This window comes from Mesorhizobium sp. M1217 (assembly GCF_040318275.1).
In the GTDB taxonomy this organism is placed as follows: Bacteria; Pseudomonadota; Alphaproteobacteria; order Rhizobiales; family Rhizobiaceae; genus Mesorhizobium.
Window position 1 is genome coordinate 291,618 of record NZ_JAMYMA010000008.1, and the last position, 18,631, is coordinate 310,248.

Annotated in this window: 16 protein-coding genes; 8 read left to right on the forward strand and 8 right to left on the reverse strand. The window is 64.4% G+C overall.

From position 1 onward, the window contains the following. The first annotated feature begins 183 nt into the window (after positions 1-183). From NKH37_RS16510 to NKH37_RS16530, 5 genes are read left to right on the forward strand one after another with little or no spacing between them, the layout of a single operon-like run. The gene (locus NKH37_RS16510) at positions 184-777 is read left to right on the forward strand and encodes a helix-turn-helix domain-containing protein (RefSeq protein ID WP_352484512.1); all 594 of its coding nucleotides are present in this window, start codon (positions 184-186) and stop codon (positions 775-777) included. A 13-nt stretch (positions 778-790) separates the two neighbouring features. Then, on the forward strand, positions 791-3,244 hold the full coding sequence (locus NKH37_RS16515; protein WP_353005456.1) for a GcvT family protein: 2,454 nt from the start codon (positions 791-793) through the stop codon (positions 3,242-3,244). Further along, positions 3,241-4,140: a homocysteine S-methyltransferase family protein gene (locus NKH37_RS16520; RefSeq protein WP_352590136.1), complete on the forward strand. Its 900-nt coding sequence runs from the start codon at positions 3,241-3,243 to the stop codon at positions 4,138-4,140. Before NKH37_RS16515 ends, NKH37_RS16520 begins: the two co-directional genes overlap by 4 nt. Next, complete coding sequence (locus NKH37_RS16525) at positions 4,140-5,321, forward strand: pyridoxal phosphate-dependent aminotransferase (RefSeq protein WP_353005457.1); 1,182 nt, start codon at positions 4,140-4,142, stop codon at positions 5,319-5,321. The genes NKH37_RS16520 and NKH37_RS16525 overlap by 1 nt, the downstream gene beginning before the upstream one ends. Further along, positions 5,318-7,792 carry a GcvT family protein gene (locus NKH37_RS16530; protein ID WP_353005459.1) on the forward strand — a complete coding sequence of 825 codons (2,475 nt, stop codon included), beginning with the start codon at positions 5,318-5,320 and terminating at the stop codon, positions 7,790-7,792. The genes NKH37_RS16525 and NKH37_RS16530 overlap by 4 nt, the downstream gene beginning before the upstream one ends. A gap of 237 nt (positions 7,793-8,029) precedes the next feature. Here NKH37_RS16530 and NKH37_RS16535 read toward each other — a convergent pair whose 3' ends face one another. The 6 genes from NKH37_RS16535 to NKH37_RS16560 are packed head-to-tail and all read right to left on the reverse strand — an operon-like array spanning position 8,030 to position 14,009. Next, entirely contained in the window at positions 8,030-8,611 is a 582-nt protein-coding gene (locus tag NKH37_RS16535) for an NAD(P)H-dependent oxidoreductase (protein WP_023719909.1), read from the reverse strand. Continuing rightward, on the reverse strand, positions 8,608-10,005 hold the full coding sequence (locus tag NKH37_RS16540; protein WP_084642772.1) for an FAD-binding oxidoreductase: 1,398 nt from the start codon (positions 10,003-10,005) through the stop codon (positions 8,608-8,610). The genes NKH37_RS16535 and NKH37_RS16540 overlap by 4 nt, the downstream gene beginning before the upstream one ends. Next, a complete protein-coding gene (locus tag NKH37_RS16545; RefSeq protein ID WP_352791268.1) occupies positions 10,005-11,303 on the reverse strand; it encodes a cytosine deaminase in 1,299 nt (432 codons plus the stop codon). The genes NKH37_RS16540 and NKH37_RS16545 overlap by 1 nt, the downstream gene beginning before the upstream one ends. Before the next feature lie 17 nt (positions 11,304-11,320). After that, on the reverse strand, positions 11,321-12,172 hold the full coding sequence (locus NKH37_RS16550; RefSeq protein ID WP_352495936.1) for an ABC transporter permease: 852 nt from the start codon (positions 12,170-12,172) through the stop codon (positions 11,321-11,323). Next, positions 12,159-13,001: an ABC transporter ATP-binding protein gene (locus NKH37_RS16555; protein WP_023719906.1), complete on the reverse strand. Its 843-nt coding sequence runs from the start codon at positions 12,999-13,001 to the stop codon at positions 12,159-12,161. Before NKH37_RS16555 ends, NKH37_RS16550 begins: the two co-directional genes overlap by 14 nt. Positions 13,002-13,004: 3 nt before the next feature. Next, entirely contained in the window at positions 13,005-14,009 is a 1,005-nt protein-coding gene (locus NKH37_RS16560) for an ABC transporter substrate-binding protein (protein ID WP_023719905.1), read from the reverse strand. Positions 14,010-14,285: 276 nt separating this feature from the next. Here NKH37_RS16560 and NKH37_RS16565 point away from each other — a divergent pair, with 276 nt between their 5' ends. After that, positions 14,286-14,669 (forward strand): RidA family protein, encoded by a 384-nt coding sequence (locus NKH37_RS16565; RefSeq protein ID WP_023719904.1) that lies wholly within the window; start codon positions 14,286-14,288, stop codon positions 14,667-14,669. Between the two features lie 108 nt (positions 14,670-14,777). Then, a complete protein-coding gene (locus NKH37_RS16570; RefSeq protein WP_353005460.1) occupies positions 14,778-15,581 on the forward strand; it encodes a creatininase family protein in 804 nt (267 codons plus the stop codon). Here the strand turns inward: NKH37_RS16570 and NKH37_RS16575 are convergent, their stop codons facing one another. Both NKH37_RS16575 and cobD read right to left on the reverse strand, forming a co-directional pair. Further along, positions 15,582-16,091 carry a tyrosine phosphatase family protein gene (locus tag NKH37_RS16575; RefSeq protein WP_023719902.1) on the reverse strand — a complete coding sequence of 170 codons (510 nt, stop codon included), beginning with the start codon at positions 16,089-16,091 and terminating at the stop codon, positions 15,582-15,584. It abuts the gene before it with no gap. Next, positions 16,088-17,146 (reverse strand): threonine-phosphate decarboxylase CobD, encoded by a 1,059-nt coding sequence (cobD, locus tag NKH37_RS16580; RefSeq protein ID WP_352844392.1) that lies wholly within the window; start codon positions 17,144-17,146, stop codon positions 16,088-16,090. The genes NKH37_RS16575 and cobD overlap by 4 nt, the downstream gene beginning before the upstream one ends. On the opposite strand from cobD, the gene cbiB reads away from it, so the two are divergent. Continuing rightward, the gene (gene cbiB, locus NKH37_RS16585) at positions 17,145-18,113 is read left to right on the forward strand and encodes an adenosylcobinamide-phosphate synthase CbiB (protein WP_353005461.1); all 969 of its coding nucleotides are present in this window, start codon (positions 17,145-17,147) and stop codon (positions 18,111-18,113) included. The genes cobD and cbiB overlap by 2 nt on opposite strands. Positions 18,114-18,631: the final 518 nt, after the last annotated feature.

Genomic DNA, 18,631 nt, shown 5'->3' on the forward strand with positions numbered 1-18,631 from the left:
CTATGAACGCTCGACGCCCTATCCGCCTCGACCGGACGCCCCACTCGCCGCTCGTGTGCCGAGCCTTTGCCTGAACCGTCAAAATGGCGCAAGTAAATCTTGTGGGTTCATGAAAATCATCTTGATTTTTTCACAGACCTGCGGTCACATGAAATTTGCTGGGAATTTTTCATCGAGACAGGGATGGCTTTGCCCTCAACCGCCGCAACACCGGAACAAGATAACGGCGAACGGCTGCTGGCCGGCGACATTCGCGCGTTGCGCAAGGCGCGCGGCCTGACGCTTGCCGAAATCGGGCTGAAGCTCGGCCGTTCCGTCGGCTGGGTCAGTCAGGTCGAGCGCGGCCTGTCGATCCCGTCGCTCGGCGATCTCAGGGCCTTCGCCGAATTGTTCGGCGTGCCGGTCAGCCTGTTCTTCAGCCATGACGTGCCTGTCGAGACCGAACGCGGCGTGGTCGTGCGCGCCGGCAACCGGCGCACCCTTGGCACAAGCGATTCCGGCCTGGTGGAGGAGCTTCTGTCGCCGGATCTCGGCGGTAGCTTCGAGATGCTGCGTTCGGTCTTCGCCCCCGGTGCCGAGCTGAAGACCGAGGCCCGCCGGCCGACCGAGGAAGCCGGCTACGTCGCGTCCGGCAGCTTCGACATCGAAATTGCCGGCGTCTGGCACCGGCTTGGAGCAGGCGACTCCTTCCGCTTTGACGGCAAGCCGTTCCGCTGGCGCAATCCTGGAGCGGAACCGGCTGTGGTGATCTGGGTGGTTTCGCCGCCCGTCTATTGATCTGGAGAAGAACATGGCCAGTTTGCCGACCACGGCACGCGTGGTGATCATCGGAGGCGGTGCCGTCGGCGCCTCCTCGCTCTATCATCTCGCCAAGGCGGGCTGGACCGACTGCGTGCTTCTGGAGACGAACGAGCTGACTTCCGGCTCGACCTGGCATGCCGCCGGCAACGTGCCGACGTTCTCCTCGTCATGGTCGCTGATGAACATGCAGCGCTATTCGACCGAGCTCTATCGCCGGTTGGCCGACGAGGTCGGCTATCCCATGAACTATCATGTCACCGGCTCGCTCAGGCTCGCCCATACGATCGAGCGTATGCAGGAATTCCAGCGCGCCAAGGGCATGGGCCGCTATCAGGGCATGGACATCAATGTCGTCGGCCCCGACGAGATCAAGCGCCGCTACCCCTTCATCGAAACGCATGAGCTGAAGGGCGCGCTCTACGATCCGAGCGACGGCGACATCGACCCGGCGCAATTGACCCAGGCGCTGGCCAAGGGCGCGCGCGACATGGGTGCGAAGATCATCCGCTTCTGCCCGGTCACCGGCGTGCGCCGCGAGAACGACGAGTGGGTGGTCGAGACGCCGCAAGGCGAGATTCGCTGCGAGATTGTCGTCAACGCCGCCGGCTACCGCGCCGCCGAAGTCGGCAGGATGTTCGGCCGCGAGGTGCCGATGATGGTGATGAGCCATCAATACATCCTGTTTGAGGAAATCCCCGAACTGGCGGCGTGGTCGAAGGAACAAGGCAAGAAGCTGCCGCTGCTGCGCGACGTCGATACGTCCTATTATCTGCGCCAGGAAAAGAACGGCATGAACCTCGGCCCCTATGAGCGCAATTGCCGCGCCCATTGGGTCGGCCACAACGACCCGATGCCGGACGACTTTTCGTTCCAGCTGTTTCCCGACGACCTCGACCGGCTGGAACATTACCTGGCCGATGCCGTCGCCCGCGTGCCGATCCTCGGCACCGCCGGGCTGTCCAAGGTCATCAACGGGCCGATCCCCTATGCGCCGGACGGCAACCCGCTGATCGGCCCGATGCCTGGCGTGCCCAACGCCTTCGAGGCCTGCGTCTTCACCTTCGGCATCGCCCAGGGCGGCGGCGCCGGCAAAGTGCTGGCCGAGTGGGTGACCGAGGGCCAGACCGAATGGGACATGTGGTCCTGCGATCCACGCCGTTTCACCGCCTTTGCGTCGGCGCCGGATTACTGCGTCGCCAAGGGCATGGAGATCTACGGCAACGAGTATGCCATCCAATTCCCGCGCCACGCCTGGCCGGCTGGGCGCGACCGCAAGCTGTCGCCGCTCCACGGCCGCATCAAGGCGCTCGGCGCCCAGTTCGACGCCTATAATGGCTGGGAACGCGCCACCTGGTATGCGAAGCCAGGCGACGACATCTCCGAACAATCCACGCTGACCTTCCGCCGTGACGGCCCCTGGCAGCATCGTGTGCGCGAGGAATGCCTCGCCGTCCGCGATGCCGCCGGCATTCTGGACCTGCCGGGATTTTCCCGGTTCAATCTAGACGGTCCGGGTGCCGCCGAATGGCTGAGCCTCCAGGTGACAGGCCTGGTGCCGAAACCCGGCCGCATCGGCCTCGTCTACTTTGCCGACGACAAGGGCCGCGTCGTCACCGAGATGTCGGTGGTGCGTCACGACGAAGATCACATGACGCTGATCACCGCCGCGGTGGCGCAGTGGCACGATTTCGAATGGCTGAAATCGCGCATGCCGAAGGACGCGACGTTCAAGTTGACTGACCGGACAGAAGAGTATTCGACCCAGATCCTCGCCGGACCCAACTCGCGAAACATCCTCGCCGAACTCTGCGCGGCCGACCTCACCCTGCCCTGGCTGACGCATCAGGAAACATCGATCGCCGGGCGCTGGGCCAAGCTGGTGCGCGTATCCTTCGCTGGCGAGCTCGGCTGGGAAATCCACAGCAAGGTCGACGATACCGCAGTCATCTTCGACGCTGTCTGGGCGGCCGGCCAGAGGCACGGCCTGAAACCATTCGGCATGTACGCGCTGGATTCGCTGCGGCTCGAAAAAGGCTACCGTACGTGGAAGGGCGATCTGTCGACCGACTACTCGATCCTGCAGGGCGGGCTGGAGCGCTTCGTCAGATGGGACAAGCCCGACTTCCGCGGTAAGGCGGCGTTGCAGAGCGAAAAGCAGCAAGGCGTCAAGAAACGCTTCGTCACGCTGGTCGTCGAAAATCCCGGCGACTGCGACACACCTTACATGTCGACGCTTTGGCATGACGGCCGGATCGTCGGCGAGACGACATCCGGCGGCTGGGGTCATCGCATCGACAAGTCGATCGCGCTCGGCATGCTGCGCGCCGACCTCACCGAGCCGGGAACCGCGGTCGAGGTCGATATCTTCGGCGAACGTTTTCGGGCGATCGTGCAGAAGGATGAGCCGTTATGGGATCCGAAGAACGAGAGGCTCAAAGCATGAAGAAAGTCATCCTCACCGATGGCGGCATGGGCCAGGAGCTGGTCCGCCGCAGCAGCTCCGAGCCAACGCCGCTCTGGTCGGCCAGGGTGCTGATCGACGAACCGGATCTGGTGCGCGACCTGCATGCGGAATTCATCCGCGCCGGAGCCCGCGTCATCACCATCAACACTTATTCCGCAACGCCGGAGCGGCTGGCGCGCGAGGGCGCGGAAGAGCTGTTCAAGCCTTTGCAGAAGCGCAGCATCGAACTGGCAAGGCAAGCACGCGACCAGACCGGCGACGCGGCGATCGCCGGCTGCCTGTCGCCGCTGTTCGGCAGCTATGCGCCGGCGCTGACGATATCCTTCCAGGATACGCTCGACATCTATCGCCGTATAGTTGCCGAGCAGGCGGACGGCGTCGATCTGTTTCTGTGCGAAACCATGGCGTCGGCCGAAGAGGCGCGCGCCGCCGTCACCGCGGCATCGGAAAGCGGCAAGCCTGTCTGGGTGTCGTGGACGCTCGCGGATCACGGCATGCCGCGCCTGCGCAGCGGCGAAGCCATTGCGGCGGCGTCGGGCGCTCTTGACGGCCTACCCGTCGCGGCCCGGCTGATCAATTGCTGTCGGCCCGAAGCGATCGCTGCAGCGCTGCCCGGACTGATCGCTCTCGGCGGTGCGGTCGGCGCCTATGCCAATGGCTTCACCTCGGTCGAGGCGCTCAAGCATGGCGGCACCGTCGAAGTGCTGCACGCCCGCCACGACCTCGATCCGGACGCCTATGCCGGCCAGGCGATCGGCTGGGTCGAGGCCGGCGCCGGCATCGTCGGCGGCTGCTGCGAAGTCGGACCGGCCCACATCGCCGCCTTGCGCGACCGGCTCGAACAGGCCGGCTACGAAATTTCGGGAGTAGCATAATGCCCAGGCCATCATCGCGCATTTCCGGCATCGTGCCTTCGGGCAAGGATGGCTGGGAGGTTCATTCCGCTGCCTGGGCGCGCAAGCAGGCCGGCGAGGACATCATCATGCTGTCGGTCGGCGACCATGATTTCGACACGCCGAGCGAGACGATCGAAGCCTGCGTGACGGCGGTCCGCGCCAGCAATCACCACTACACCCCACTTGCCGGCGTTCCGCGGCTGCGCAAGGCGATGGCGGCGGCCTCGACGCTCTGCACCGGTGTTGCGACCAGCCCCGACCAGGTCATCGCCACGCCGGGCGGGCAGGCCGCGCTTTACGCAGCTATTCAAGCTGTTCTCGACCAGGGCGACCATGCCATCGTCGTCGCGCCCTATTACGCCACCTATCCCAATACCTTCAGCGCGGCGGGCGCCGCGTTCAGCGTCGTCGAGACACCCGCCGAGGATGGCTTTCAGCCGCGCGCCGCCGAGATCCGCGCCGCCCTACGGCCGAACACCCGCGCCATTCTGATCAACACGCCGAACAACCCGACCGGTGCCGTCTATTTGCGCGAGCGCCTGGAAGAGCTGGCGCAGATCTGCCGCGAGCATGACCTATGGCTGCTGTCGGACGAGGTCTACTGGACGCTGGGTGGCGGCGAGCACGTCTCACCACGCTCGCTGCCCGGCATGGCCGAACGTACGCTGGTCATCAATTCGATGTCCAAGAGCAACGGCATGACCGGCTGGCGCATGGGCTGGCTGACCGGGCCCGAACCAATGGTCTCGCTGCTGACCGACCTCAATCTGGTGATGACCTACGGCCTGCCGGCCTTCATCAGCCTCGCCTGCGCCGAGGCGCTCGAAAACGGCTACGGCGTCAAGGAGATCGCCGAGCGCTATGCCGCAAGGCGCGCCGTCGTTCTCGATGCCATGCGCGGCATGAACAACATCACCGTGCGCGGCTCCGAGGGCGGCATGTACGTGATGCTCGACATATCGGCGATCGAGCCGGACGATGAGAAATTCGCCTGGGCGTTCCTCGACCAGGAGAAGGTCGCCGTCATGCCCGGCTCGAGCTTCGGCGAGGCTGCAGCCGGCCACATCCGCTTCAGCCTCTGCCAGCCTGAGCCGGTGCTGATAGAGGCTGCCACACGCCTGCGCCGCTTCGCCTCCAGCTACCGCCGCGAGGCCGCATGAACGCGCCGCCCGCCAAAACCATTCCGACCAAGGCCATTCCTCCCAACGCAAGGGCGGTCATCATCGGTGGCGGCGTCTCCGGCTGCTCGGTCGCCTACCATCTGGCCAAGCTCGGCTGGACCGACACCGTTCTGCTCGAGCGCAAGCAGCTGACATCGGGCACGACATGGCACGCTGCCGGCCTGATCGGCCAGCTGCGCGGCTCGCAGAACATGACCCGGCTGGCGAAGTATTCGGCCGATCTCTACGTCAAGCTCGAGGCCGAGACCGATGTCGGCACCGGCATGCGCCAGGTTGGCTCGATCACGGTGGCGCTTACCGAGGAGCGCAAGCACGAGATCTATCGGCAGGCGTCTCTCGCCCGCGCCTTCGATGTCGACGTGCGCGAGATTTCGCCAGGTGAAGTCAAGGAGATGTACCCGCATCTCAATGTTTCGGATGTTGTCGGCGCCGTGCATCTGCCGCTCGACGGCCAGTGCGATCCGGCCAACATCGCCATGGCCTTGGCCAAGGGCGCACGTCAGCGCGGTGCGACCATCCTGGAGAACGTGAAGGTCACCAAGGTTCATACCAGGGCCGGCCGCGTCACCGGCGTCTCCTGGGCGCAAGGCGACGAGCAAGGCACGATCGAAGCCGATATCGTCGTCAACTGCGCCGGCATGTGGGCACGCGAACTTGGCGCCCAGAACGGCGTCACCATCCCGCTGCACGCCTGCGAGCATTTCTATCTCGTCACCGAGCCGATCCCGGGGCTCTCCCGCCTGCCGGTGCTGCGCGTGCCGGACGAATGCGCCTACTACAAGGAAGATGCCGGCAAGATGATGCTCGGCGCTTTCGAGCCGGTGGCCAAGCCGTGGGGCATGAACGGCATAAGCGAGGAGTTCTGCTTCGACCAGTTGCCGCAGGACATGGACCATTTCGAGCCGATCCTCGAAATGGGCGTCAACCGCATGCCGATGCTGGCCACCGCCGGCATCCACACCTTCTTCAACGGCCCAGAGAGTTTTACCCCCGACGACCGTTATTATCTCGGCGAGGCGCCGGAGCTTTCCGGCTACTGGATGGCGACCGGCTACAATTCGATCGGCATCGTCTCCTCCGGCGGCGCCGGCATGGCGCTGGCGCAATGGATCAATGACGGCGAGGCGCCGTTCGATCTCTGGGAGGTCGACATCCGCCGCGCCCAGCCGTTCCAGAAGAACCGCCGCTATCTCAAGGAGCGCGTCTCTGAAACGCTCGGCCTGCTCTACGCCGATCATTTTCCTTACCGGCAGATGGCAACCTCGCGGAACGTGAGGCGTTCGCCGCTGCACGAGCACCTGAAGACGCGCGGCGCGGTGTTCGGCGAGGTCGCCGGCTGGGAGCGCGCCAACTGGTTCGCTAGGCCCGGCCAGGAGCGCGAATACCGCTATTCCTGGAAACGGCAGAACTGGTTCGACAACCAGCGCGAGGAGCATCTGGCGGTCCGGAACGGCGTCGGCCTGTTCGACATGACCTCGTTCGGCAAGATCCGCGTCGAAGGCCGCGACGCCTGCGCCTTCCTGCAAAGGCTCTGCGCCAACGACATGGACGTGGCGCCGGGCAAGATCGTCTACACCCAGATGCTCAACCAGCGCGGCGGTATCGAGAGCGATCTGACCGTCTCGCGATTGTCCGAAACAGCCTTCTTCCTCGTCGTGCCGGGCGCCACGCTGCAGCGCGATCTGGCCTGGCTGAAAAAACATCTTGCCGACGAGTTCGTCGTCATTACCGATGTGACCGCTGCCGAAGCGGTGCTTTGCCTGATGGGCCCGGATTCGAGGAAGCTGATCCAAAAGGTCAGCCCGAATGATTTCTCCAATGACAACAATCCGTTCGGAACGTTTCAGGAGATCGAGATCGGCATGGGCCTGGCCCGCGCCCACCGCGTCACCTATGTCGGCGAGCTCGGCTGGGAGCTTTATGTCTCGACCGATCAGGCCGCCCACGTCTTCGAGGCGATAGAAGAGGCCGGCGCCGATGTCGGTCTGAAGCTATGCGGCCTGCACACGCTGGACTCCTGCCGCATCGAAAAGGCGTTCCGGCATTTCGGCCACGACATCACCGACGAAGACAATGTGCTGGAGGCCGGCCTTGGCTTCGCCGTGAAGACGGCCAAGAGCTATTTCCTCGGCCGCGATGCGGTGCTGAAGAAGAAAGAAACCGGCCTGTCACGCCGGCTGGTGCAGTTCCGCCTGAACGACCCCGAGCCGCTGCTCTTCCACAACGAGGCGATCCTGCGCGACGGCAAGATCGTCGGTCCGATCACCTCGGGCAATTACGGCCATCATCTCGGCGGCGCAATCGGGCTTGGCTACGTGCCTTGCAAGGGTGAGAGCGAGGCGGATGTGCTGTCGTCGTCCTACGAGATCGAGATCGCCGGCGAGCGCTTTGCGGCGGAAGCGTCGCTGAAACCTATGTATGATCCGAAAGCGGAGCGGGTGCGGGCGTAGCGCACCTTCCCTTCTCCCCTTGTGGGAGAAGGTGGCCGAGCGAAGCTCGGTCGGATGAGGGGTGTTGGAAGGATCGCTACCTCGAAAGAATTAGCGCTCCCATCCTCGTCAATTTAGCGCACCCATCCCTCGATCTTTCCACGCCGCGTTTCTTCCAGCACCCCTCATCCGGCTCGGCGCTACGCGCCGATCCACCTTCTCCCACAAGAAGGGGAGAAGGAAAAATCCCCTCCCGCGTCAGAACGCGTCCATCCTGGCCGCGACCTTCGCCACGAACCTCGTCCGCGTCTCGCCGGTCGACAGGTTCATCGAGTAATGCGCGAGGTAGGAAACCGAGCCGCCGGGCTTGATCGTCGCACGCAGCACCCGTTTGACCAGCTTGCGCGGTGGGTCGCCCATCAGCATGGCGCGGAACCGGCCGCCGCCATAGGTGGTGACCGCCGCCACCTTGCGAATGTTGTGCAGCGACGGCTGCACCTTGCCGTCGACCAGCTTGAACGACACGCCGGGCAGGAAGACCCGATCGAAAAAGCCTTTCAGAATGGCCGGATAGCCGAAGTTCCACACCGGAAATGACAGCACCAGCGCCTCGGCCCACAGCAAGCGCTCGACATAAGGCGACGCCGGATCGCCGTCGCTGCGTTCGTCGTGATAGGACAGCCGTTCGGCCCGCGTCAGCCTGGGATCGAAACCCTCGGCATAGAGATCGCAGTCGTCCACGACATGGCCGGCGGCCTTCAGGCGCTCGACGATGGTCCGGTGCAGGCCGGCATTGAAGCTGGTCTCGACCGGATGAGCGTAGAGGACGAGGACGTTCAACCCGTCTTCTCCAGCCCCTTGAACAGGAACGACTTGCCTGAGCGATAATCATAGTCCGGGTTTTCCCAGGCGATCATCTTGCCCGGATTGAGCAGCCCTTGCGGGTCGGTCTCACGCTTGAAAGCCAGTTGCACTTCATCCGTCCGCTTCATGCCGCCTTCTTCCAGCGTGTAGCGGTGCGGGTTGAAGATCCAGCAGCCATTGTCTTCGTGGATGCGGATGATCTCGTACAGCCGCTCCGCCGTGGTGAAGCGCACCAGCGGCAATCCGGCGATGCCGATGGCGCCATCGAAGCGGATAAATTCGAGATGCGCCGGCACCTCGTCGCCGAAGCGTTCGACCATCGCCTTGACGTGACCGAGGTGGTCCGGCGACGGGTAGCGGGTCTGCAGATAGGTGATCGTCGGGTCGACCCGGATGGCGCGCAGCGTGGTGTGGTTCCAGGTCAGCTCATAGGCCGGCGGCAGCCCCTTGAGATCGGCCTCCTTATCGGCGCGAAAGACGATCTCGCCCTTACTGCGCGCAGTGAAGGCGAGGAAGGCATCCATCGCATGCGGCGCGATCATCAGGACGACGATGCTTTGGCCGCGCCGGAAAAACCGCTGGTGGCGCTTGAAGTAATCGTAGGGGATGGGTGCTGCTATCGGCGTGATCAGCTTCGCCAGGATGCCGTCCTGGATGGCGAGATCGTTGCCGAAGCCGGCCGCATCCATGAAATCGTCGAAGCCGACGATGACGTCGATCCAGTCATAACTGGCGGTTAGCGGCATCTCGACTTCGGTGATGATGCCGTTGGTGCCGTAGGCGTGCATCACTTTCAGCACGTCCTCGCCGGTGAGCTCCATGACGCGGGGCTGTGCCTCCATCGTCACGGTCCTCAGCCGGATGACGTTGCCGAGGTCGCGCAAGCCGCCCCAGCGGATCGAGCCAATACCGCCGGAGCCGCCGGCGACGAAGCCGCCGATCGATGCCGTGTTGTAGGTCGACGGCGACATGCGGAGCTCCTGGCCGGAATGCGCCCGCGTCGCCTTGTCGATGTCGGCGAGCACGGCGCCGGGACCGGTGACGACACGACCGGGCGCGATCGCCTTGATCGCGTTCATCTCGGCGAGATTGAGCACGACGCCGCCGGACAGGGGCATCGCCTGCCCGTAATTGCCGGTGCCGCTGCCGCGCGGCGTCACCGGCACGCCATGCCGGTGGCAGGCGGCGAGCACGCGGACGACCTCGTCTTCCGTTTTCGGCGTCACGATCAGGTCGCCGGTGACATGCTCGAGCTGCTGCTTCAGCACCGGGCTGTACCAGTAGAAGTCGCGGCTCTTCTGCTGGACGATCGCCGGATGGTCGTCGACCTTGAGGCCGTCCAGGTCGCGCTTGAGCGCCGCAATATCCATCATTCCACCATCAGATCATCGAGTTCGGCATAATCGGGCAGCTGGCGTTCGATCGCCTGGCCGTCGCGCACCACGATGCGATCCGATTCGGGCCGCGACAGCAATTCCGTCCAGCTTCGCCCCTTGAAGACGACGAAATCGGCCGGCCCTCCGGCGGCAAGCGTGCCGAAACCATCGAGCCGCATCACCTTGGCCGGCGTCGCTGTCACCGCTTGCGGCCAGTCAGCGACGGGATGGTCGAGATGCAGGATGCGCGTCGCCGTGCGATAGACCTCCAGCATGTCGAGATCGCCATAGGCGTAGAACGGGTCGCGCGTATTATCGGAGGCGACGGCGACGGCAATGCCGCGCGCCTTCATCTCGTGCAGCAGCGTCACCCCGCGCCAGCGCGGCGTGGTGTTATCGCCGCGCCGGTCCTGCAAATAGAGATTGCACATCGGCAGCGACACCACCGCCAGGCCGGCCTTGGCGACCTTGTCCAGCGTGTCGAGCACCTCGAGATCGGGCTGGCGCGCCAGCGAGCAGCAATGGCCGACCAGGATGTTCCCGTCAAAACCGTTCCAGAGGGCGGCTTCGGCAATCTTCTTGAGCGAGATCGCCGAGACATCGTCGGTCTCGTCGGCATGGAAATCGAGGTCGAGGCCATGCTTGATCGCCTGCGCAAACACCTGGTCAAGCAGTTCCTCGAGGTCCGGCACCATATAGGTGACGACGCCGAGCACGCCCTTGGCGGCAGCCACCCGCTTGGCCAGCCTCTCGAACCATTTCCTGTCGCGCACGCCTTCGATGCCGAGCAGGCAGGCCGCCTGCAGCTCGATGCGGCCGCGCCATTTCTCCCGCATCGTCTCGAACACCGGCCAGGAGATCTCTTCCTGCGGCGCAACGCTGTCGAGATGCGTACGCAGCGCCTTGGTGCCATGCGCATAGGCAGAGCGCAGCGAAAAATCCATGCGGCGGGCAACGTCGTCGGCGCTCCAGTGCGCCGCGCGGTCGGCGCCCGTTGCGTTCAGCGCGCCCATGAAGGTGCCGTCCGGGTTCGGCTTTCGAGGCCAGATATGGCCCTTGTCGATATGGGTGTGGCAGTCGACGAAGCAGGGCAAGACGATCCGGCCGCCAAGGTCGATGGCGCCTGCCTGTGCGTTGGATCGATGCGCCGTAATCCCGGAGATCTTGCCATCGGCGATGGCGATATCCGCGAGCCCAAACCCGTCGGTATCGAAGGCTCCAGAAAAGCCCGGCGTCAGTGAGGCATGAAGCCGAACCTTGGCGAGATGGTAGGAACCAGAAGCTGGTATCAAGGCGGCGCTGTCCACCATCACCGCTCCTGCCTCAGCGCGCTCTCGTGCCAGCGCCGCAAAATGAGATGCGAAATCAGCGACAGCACCAGGAAGATCAGGATGCCCGTGAGCGAGATCAGGATCAGCGCCGCGAACAGCCTTGGTGCGTTGAGCCGGTAGCCGGCCTCGATGATGCGCGAGGCGAGGCCGGACGACTGGCCGGTGGCGCCGGCGACGAACTCGGCCACCACCGCGCCGATCAGCGACAGGCCGCCGGCGATCTTCAGCCCGCCGAGGAAATAAGGCATCGCCGCCGGCAGCCGCAGATAGCGCAATTGCTGCCAGCGGGTGGCACCGTTGAGCTTGAACAAATCGCGCAGATTGCGGTCGACGGAATTGAGGCCGAGCGTGGTGTTGGAGAGGATCGGGAAGAAGGCGACGATCCAGGCGCAAAGCAGCAGCTTTGTCGTCTGGTTGTCGACATAGATGTTGATCAGCGGAAAAATCGCGACGATCGGCGTCACCTGCAGCACGATGGCGAACGGAAAGAACGACATCTCCACCCATTTCGACTGCGCGAACAGCACTGCCAGCCCGACGCCGCCGATGACGGCGAGAAGCAGGCTCAAGAAGGTGATCCTGAGCGTCACCAGCAGCGAGGAGAACAGCAGCCCGGCATCGTCGTGCAGCGTCTGCAGCACCACGCCGGGACGCGGCAGGATATATTTCGGGATGTCGTTCCAGACGCAGACGCGGTCCCACAGCCAGATCGCCAGGATCATGATCGCCAGCGGCAGCAGCCACCTGCCGATGCGCTCGAAGCGCTCCTGGCGAACGCGACGCGCCTCCTCCGGGTCGAGCGCCAGGACTTGTTCTTCAATGGCCGTCATGATGCGGTCCGGCAGTTGAGTTGATGGCGCCGATCAGCACGTCGGATGCCTGGCGGCAGAGCGCGGCATAATCGGGCGAGGTGCGAAACGCCTCGTCGCGCGGATAGGATGCATCGACGGCAAGCTCGGCAAACACCCGGCCCGGCCGCGCCGCCATGACGACGACGCGGTTGGAGAGGAAAACGCTTTCGAAGACGCTGTGAGTGACGAAAACGACGGTAAAACGCTCATCCTGCCATAGCTCCAGAAGATCGTTGTTGAGCTTGAAGCGGGTGATCTCGTCGAGTGCGGCGAATGGCTCGTCCATCAACAGAATGCGCGGCTTGGTTACCATGGCGCGGGCAATCGAGACGCGCATCTTCATGCCGCCTGATAATTCGCGCGGCACGGCATTCTCGAAGCCGGTCAGGTGAACCCGCGCCAGCATCTCCATCACCGCCGGCGCCGCCTTGGCCCGCGACACACCCTTCAGCCGCAGCGGCAGCCAGACATTGTCGAAGACATCGGCCCAGGGCAGCAGCGTCGGCTCCTGGAAGACGAAGCCGATATTCGAGCGGTCGCCGATATTTGAACGATCGAGGGCGCCGCTGCCGCGCCAGTCGAGCACACCCGAGGTCGGCGTCGACAGGCCGGCAATCAGCCGCAGCGCCGTCGACTTGCCGCAGCCCGACGGTCCGAGCAGGCTGAGGAAATCGCCTTCCCGGATCGTCAGCTCGACATTGCTGAGCGCGGTGACGCCGTTGGAAAACACCTTGCCGACGCCACGCAGCGCCAACAGCGTCGGCCCCGATACGCTTCCTGGCTGTTGCGCCACTTTCTCCAGCTTCACGGCCTACTTCTTCAGGTCGAGCCCGACGCTCTTGTTGACGAAGGCCAGCGTGTAGGCCTTCTTGATGTCGATGCCCGCCGGTGTTACCTTGGCCTTGACCATCTTGTCGTAAAAACTCTGGATGCGCGCATCGGTCATGGCGCCGATGCCGAGCTTTTCGCTGTCGCCGGAATCGACCACGCCGAACTTCTTCAGCTGCTCGATCGAGAAGGCGATCTGCTCATCCGTCATGTCCGGATTTTCCTTCTTGATCATCTCGTTGGCGGCCTTGTTGTCGCCGTAGAGATAATTGTACCAGCCCTTGGCCGAGCCATCGACGAAGCACTGGACCACCTCGGGCCGCTTGTCGACCGTCTCCTGCATGGTTTCGACCGTCGTTGCATATGTGTCCCAGCCATAGTCGGCCAGCAGGAACTGGTTCGGCGTGAAACCGCCCTGCTTCTGGACGGCGAATGGCTCCGAGGTGACGTAGCCCTGCTGGATCGACTTCTTGTTGGCGATGAACGGAGCCGGGTTGAAAGTGTAGGGCACGCGTTTTGCGGCATCGAAGCCGAGGTCGGTGACCATCCACTGGAAGAAGGTCTGCGCACCTTCGTCGCCGAGGATGTACTGGTCGGCGTTCTTCAGGTCTTCCCATTTGTCCAGCCCCTGGCCGGGATGGGACATGATGACCTGCGGGTCCTTCTGGAAGTCGGCGGCCACGACGCGCATCGGTATGCCTTGCTGCACGGCATCGAAGGCCGACAGCAGATTGCCGCCCATGTAGAAATCGATCTTACCTGCGAGCAGCAGCGGCCGGCCGCTGACCTGTGGGCCGCCCTGCATGATCGTCACGTCGATGCCGCATGCGGCATAGGTACCATCCACCACGGCTTGGTAGTAACCGCCATGTTCCGGCTCGGCCAGCCAGTTGGTGCCGAAGGTGACTTTTTCGTTCGCTGCCGCGGCAAGCGTACCTGCGCCAAGCAGCACGATCACGCCCGCCGAAATCTTGAGTCTTCCGTACATCCACACCACCCTTTGTTCGCTCCGGCGCATCACGCGCCGGGCTCGACACCATTGTTTCAAGAAGCAAGACACATGCCACCGGCGCGTTGCGTCGGGACCGCCCGCTTGTGCAATGCCCGCCTGTGCAATGGCGGCGCGAAGGCCGGACGGGTCATGCTGTACGGGAGGCATCGTGCCTATTTTTTGATCGCCTGTCCACAATCGCCCTCGTGACATGCACCGCCATCTTGATGCCCGCCTACATCCAGCTTTACGCTGCCGTGAACGGAGATTGCCATGTTCAAATTTCTCACGCCGAAGTCGATCAAGCCGCCCTTCGCCCGCTACAGCCATGGCGTCGAGCTGCCGCCCGGCAAGCGGCTGGTGCTGTGTTCGGGCCAGGTCGCGACCACAGCGGACGACCAGATCCCCGAGGAGGCCGGCGCACAGGCCGAGCTCTGTTTCCAGAACATAGCGGCGATTCTCGGCGAGGCCGGGCTCGGCCTGTCCGACATCGTCCGCATCAACGCCTACGTCACCGACCGCGCCTTCCTGCGGCCCTATATGGAGGTTCGCGACCGGCTGTTCGCCAGTCCGGCGCCGGCCTCGACGCTGATGATCGTGTCCGGCTTTGCCCGGCCGGAGTTTAAGGTCGAGATCGAGGTCATCGCGGCGGGTTGAGGAGCGCTGGCCAGCGGCTGGAATCGACAGGCCGATGATCTCAAGTTACACGACAAAGGTTGGTGCCGCCCCTCATCAAGCGCGCATCCAGTCTCTTCGAGGTAAAAAATGGCCGGAACAAAAAAACGCGTATGGTGGGGTGACTACCGGACCACCGAATACGCGACCGTCGATCCTGAGGCGACCATTGCCGTTCTGCCGCTGGCGGCGATCGAGCAGCACGGGCCCCATCTGCCGGTTTCGACCGACACCTCGATCATGAACGGCATGCTGGAAACGGTGATCGCGCGCCTGCCCGGCGATCTCGACATCCGCATCCTGCCGGTTCAGGCGGTGGGCAAGTCGAACGAGCATTTGCATGCGCCCGGCACCCTCACTCTGCCGGCGACGACCCTGGTCGAGGCGTGGACCGAACTTGGCCTGTCGGTCGCACGCGCCGGCGTGCGAAAACTGATTGTCGTCAACTCGCATGGCGGCAATGAGGAGATCATGGGCATCGTCACCCGCGAATTGCGCGTGCGGGCAAAGATGCTGGCGGTAAAGACCAGCTGGCAACGGTTTGGCCGGCCGGCCGGCATGTACACCGACCTCGAAGACCGCCACGGCATTCATGGCGGCGACGTCGAGACCTCGCTGATGCTGCACTTCCGGCCCGACCTCGTCGACATGGCCAAGGCCGACAATTTCGTCTCCAAGGTTGCGCGCGCCGAAAGGGAATTTTCGCTGCTGCGCCACACCGGAACGCACGCCTTCGCCTGGATCGCCAGCGACCTCAACCCGAATGGCGTGGTCGGCGACGCCAGCATTGCAACCGCCGAAAAAGGCCGGCTCACCGCCGAGCATCAAGCCGACGGCTTCATCAGCTTGCTGAAGGACGTGCGCAAGGCAAAGCTGGCGGATTGGCTGGCGTAACTAGCCCTCGATCCTCAGCGCAAACGGCGTGCCCTCAAACGCTTCGGCGCCGCGCCCGATCGCCTCGATGGCGCGGCTCATGCGGCCGTCGCGCTCGAGCAGTGCGTCGGCAATTGCGATCAGCCGCGGATTGGGTGTCGCCGTGGGCGACAGCGCGCGCAGCGTCTTGGCCAGTTCGGCTTCGTCGCGCTTCGGCGCCAGCGCTGCCGCGATAATGTAGGCCGAGGCGGTCGACCGGCTGATGCCGGCATAGCAATGCACCACCAGCGGCCGCGAGCGATCCCATTGGCGGGCGAAATCGAGCAGGTTCAAGACATGCTCCTCGCCCGGCATGGTCATGCCCTCCTGCGCTACCGCAATGTCGTGCATGACCAGGTGCAGATGGTTTTCCCTGGTGATCGAGGCCGGCCGCATCACCTCCGTGCCGGCAGCGAGCAGCGAAAGCAGCCGCCCGGCCCCGGTCTTCGTCACCGTTTCCTCGACTTTGGACAGCGAGCAGACATGGATCATTGGATCGTTTCTCCCTTGGCATCATCGTCGCGCCGCGAGGCCCAGCCGGCAAGCGCTGATTCGAGCCGCCGCCATTCTTCGTCGGCTCCCGGTAGGCCGGCGCGCAACACATCCGGCCGGTCGGCGAAATGCCGAAGCAGGATGCCGCGCTGGCCGAGCACCGAAAACAGGCGGGCGGCGTTCGCCAGCCTGATATAGCGGAACAGCGCGGTGCCAGCGGCGACAGGCACGCCGAACCGGCCGAACAGCGCATCGAGCCGTGCGGCATCCTCGGCCAATCGGCGCCGCATCCCGGCCTGCCAGCCGGTATCGGCAAGCGCCCTTATGCCATATTCGAGCGCCGGCCCGGAAATCGCCCATGGCCCGAATTGCGCCTGCAGCCGCTCGACCGTCAGCGCGTCGGTCAATGCAAAGCCAAGCCGCAGGCCGGCCAGGCCGAAGAACTTGCCGAACGAGCGCAGCACGACGATGCCGCCCTGGTCGACGTCGCCAGCGAGACTTTCGCTGCGTGGGCCGACATCCATGAAGGCCTCGTCGACGACCAGCAGCCCGCCTCTGGCGCGCAATTTTGCGGCAAGTCGAAGCAATCTTTCGCGCTCGACGACGCGCCCGTCCGGGTTGTTGGGATTGACGACGACGGCAAGGTCGGCCGCCGCCAAGGCTTCGAAATCATCGACTTCAGCCGCCGCATGGCCGGCGATCGCCGCTGCCCGCCGATGCTCGGCATAAGTCGGCCCGAGCACCAGCGCCCTGCCCGGGCTGACCAGCGAGGCGACGCGCGGCAACAGGATCTGCGTGCCGGGCGCCGCTGCGACATTCGCCGCCGATGGAGCGCCATAGGCGCTTGCCGCGACTTCGGCCAATTCGCGGGCACGCGCTGCTTCCGGCAATCGCGACAGGGCGGTGGCGGGCAAATCGAAAAGCGGGTAGGAGTGCGGATTGATCCCGGTCGAGAGGTCGACGAAAGGCAGCGGCGCGTGAGGGAAAAGCGCCCTCGCCCGGCCAAGGCTTCCGCCGTGGTCCACTGCCGCCGTCACTCCATCAAGAGACTTCATGTCGATCCTGATCACTTTCCTGTCGCTGGCCATCGAACTTGTACTCGGCTACCCGGCCCAGCTCTTCGATGCCATTGGCCATCCCGTCACCTGGTTCGGCAGGCTGATATCCTTTCTCGACGGCAGGCTCAACCGCGCCACTGATTCCGACGCCCACCGTCGCCGCTGGGGCGTGCTCGCGCTGCTGGTCATCGTGCTGGTGCCGGCCGCCCTCGCCTTCTGGATCGAAGCCATGCTTTGGAGCATTCCCCTCGGCTTGTTGGTCATCGCAATCCTGGCGACGTCGCTGCTGTCGCAGAAGAGCCTGGCCGAGCATGTCGAAGCGGTGGCCGACGCCCTCGACAGCGGCGGACTGGACATGGGCCGCATTGCCGTCTCGCGGATCGTCGGCCGCGACCCGGAAAAGCTCGACAGGGCCGCTGTCTGCCGCGCCGCGATCGAAAGCCTGGCCGAGAACTTCTCCGACGGCGTCGTCGCGCCGGCGTTCTGGATCGGCGTTGGCGGGCTCGCCGGCGGCGTCGCCTACAAGGCCGCCAACACCGCCGATTCGATGATCGGCCACCGCACCCCGCGCCACGAGGCCTTCGGCTGGGCGGCGGCGCGCTTCGACGATTGGATCAACCTGCCGGCATCACGGCTGACGGCGCTGCTGATCGTGCTTGCCGCTTTCCTGGTCAAGGGCGCCGATGCCAAAGCCGCCTGGCACGCCGTGCGGCGCGATGCGAAAAAGCACCGCTCGCCCAATGCCGGCTGGCCGGAAGCAGCGATGGCCGGTGCGCTCGGCCTGGCGCTCGCCGGCCCCCGTTCCTATGACGGCGTCATGGTCGAAGACGCGTTGATGGGCGAAGGCGGCCGCCGCGATGCCGAGAGCACCGACATCCGGCGGGCGCTGAAACTCTACCGGGTCGCCGACTTGCTGCTGATCGGGCTGTTCGGGGTGGTCGCAGTGGTCGTTATCTTGGCGTGACCTGCGCTCGAGATCGAGCGGAAACAAAAAACCCGCCAAGCGGCGGGTCGTTGGAGCCAGTTAGCACCATACCCAAATTAGTAGCATAGCTGCCGGCACAAAGCAAGAACAAAATTGCTGTGCCCAAAGAATAATCGCCCCAGCTTTGCGCTTCTCATTCCCTGCCTTTGACGTTCGAGGTTGGCGAAATCCGAAGCGCCATCCAATCTCCCCCCTCGTGGGGGAGATGTCCGGCAGGACAGAGGGGGGCGCGAAGGATCGCCAGCCTCTTGACCGTTCACCTGCTAATGACGGTCTGACGACGTAGTTGTCTCCGACTGACAGGCCGAGGGGACAGTGCCCCCCTCTGCCCTGCCGATCTCCCCCTGTGGGCCTGTTGCGTAATTCGCTGATTGTGATTCTCTGAGGTGGACGGTCTGAGGGAATCGCGATGGCAGTGAAGCAGACGGGCCAGTTGAGCTTGGCGGAGGCTTTTCTAGGCACCAAGCTTGTGGGCGGCACTTCGCCGCTCGACCGAT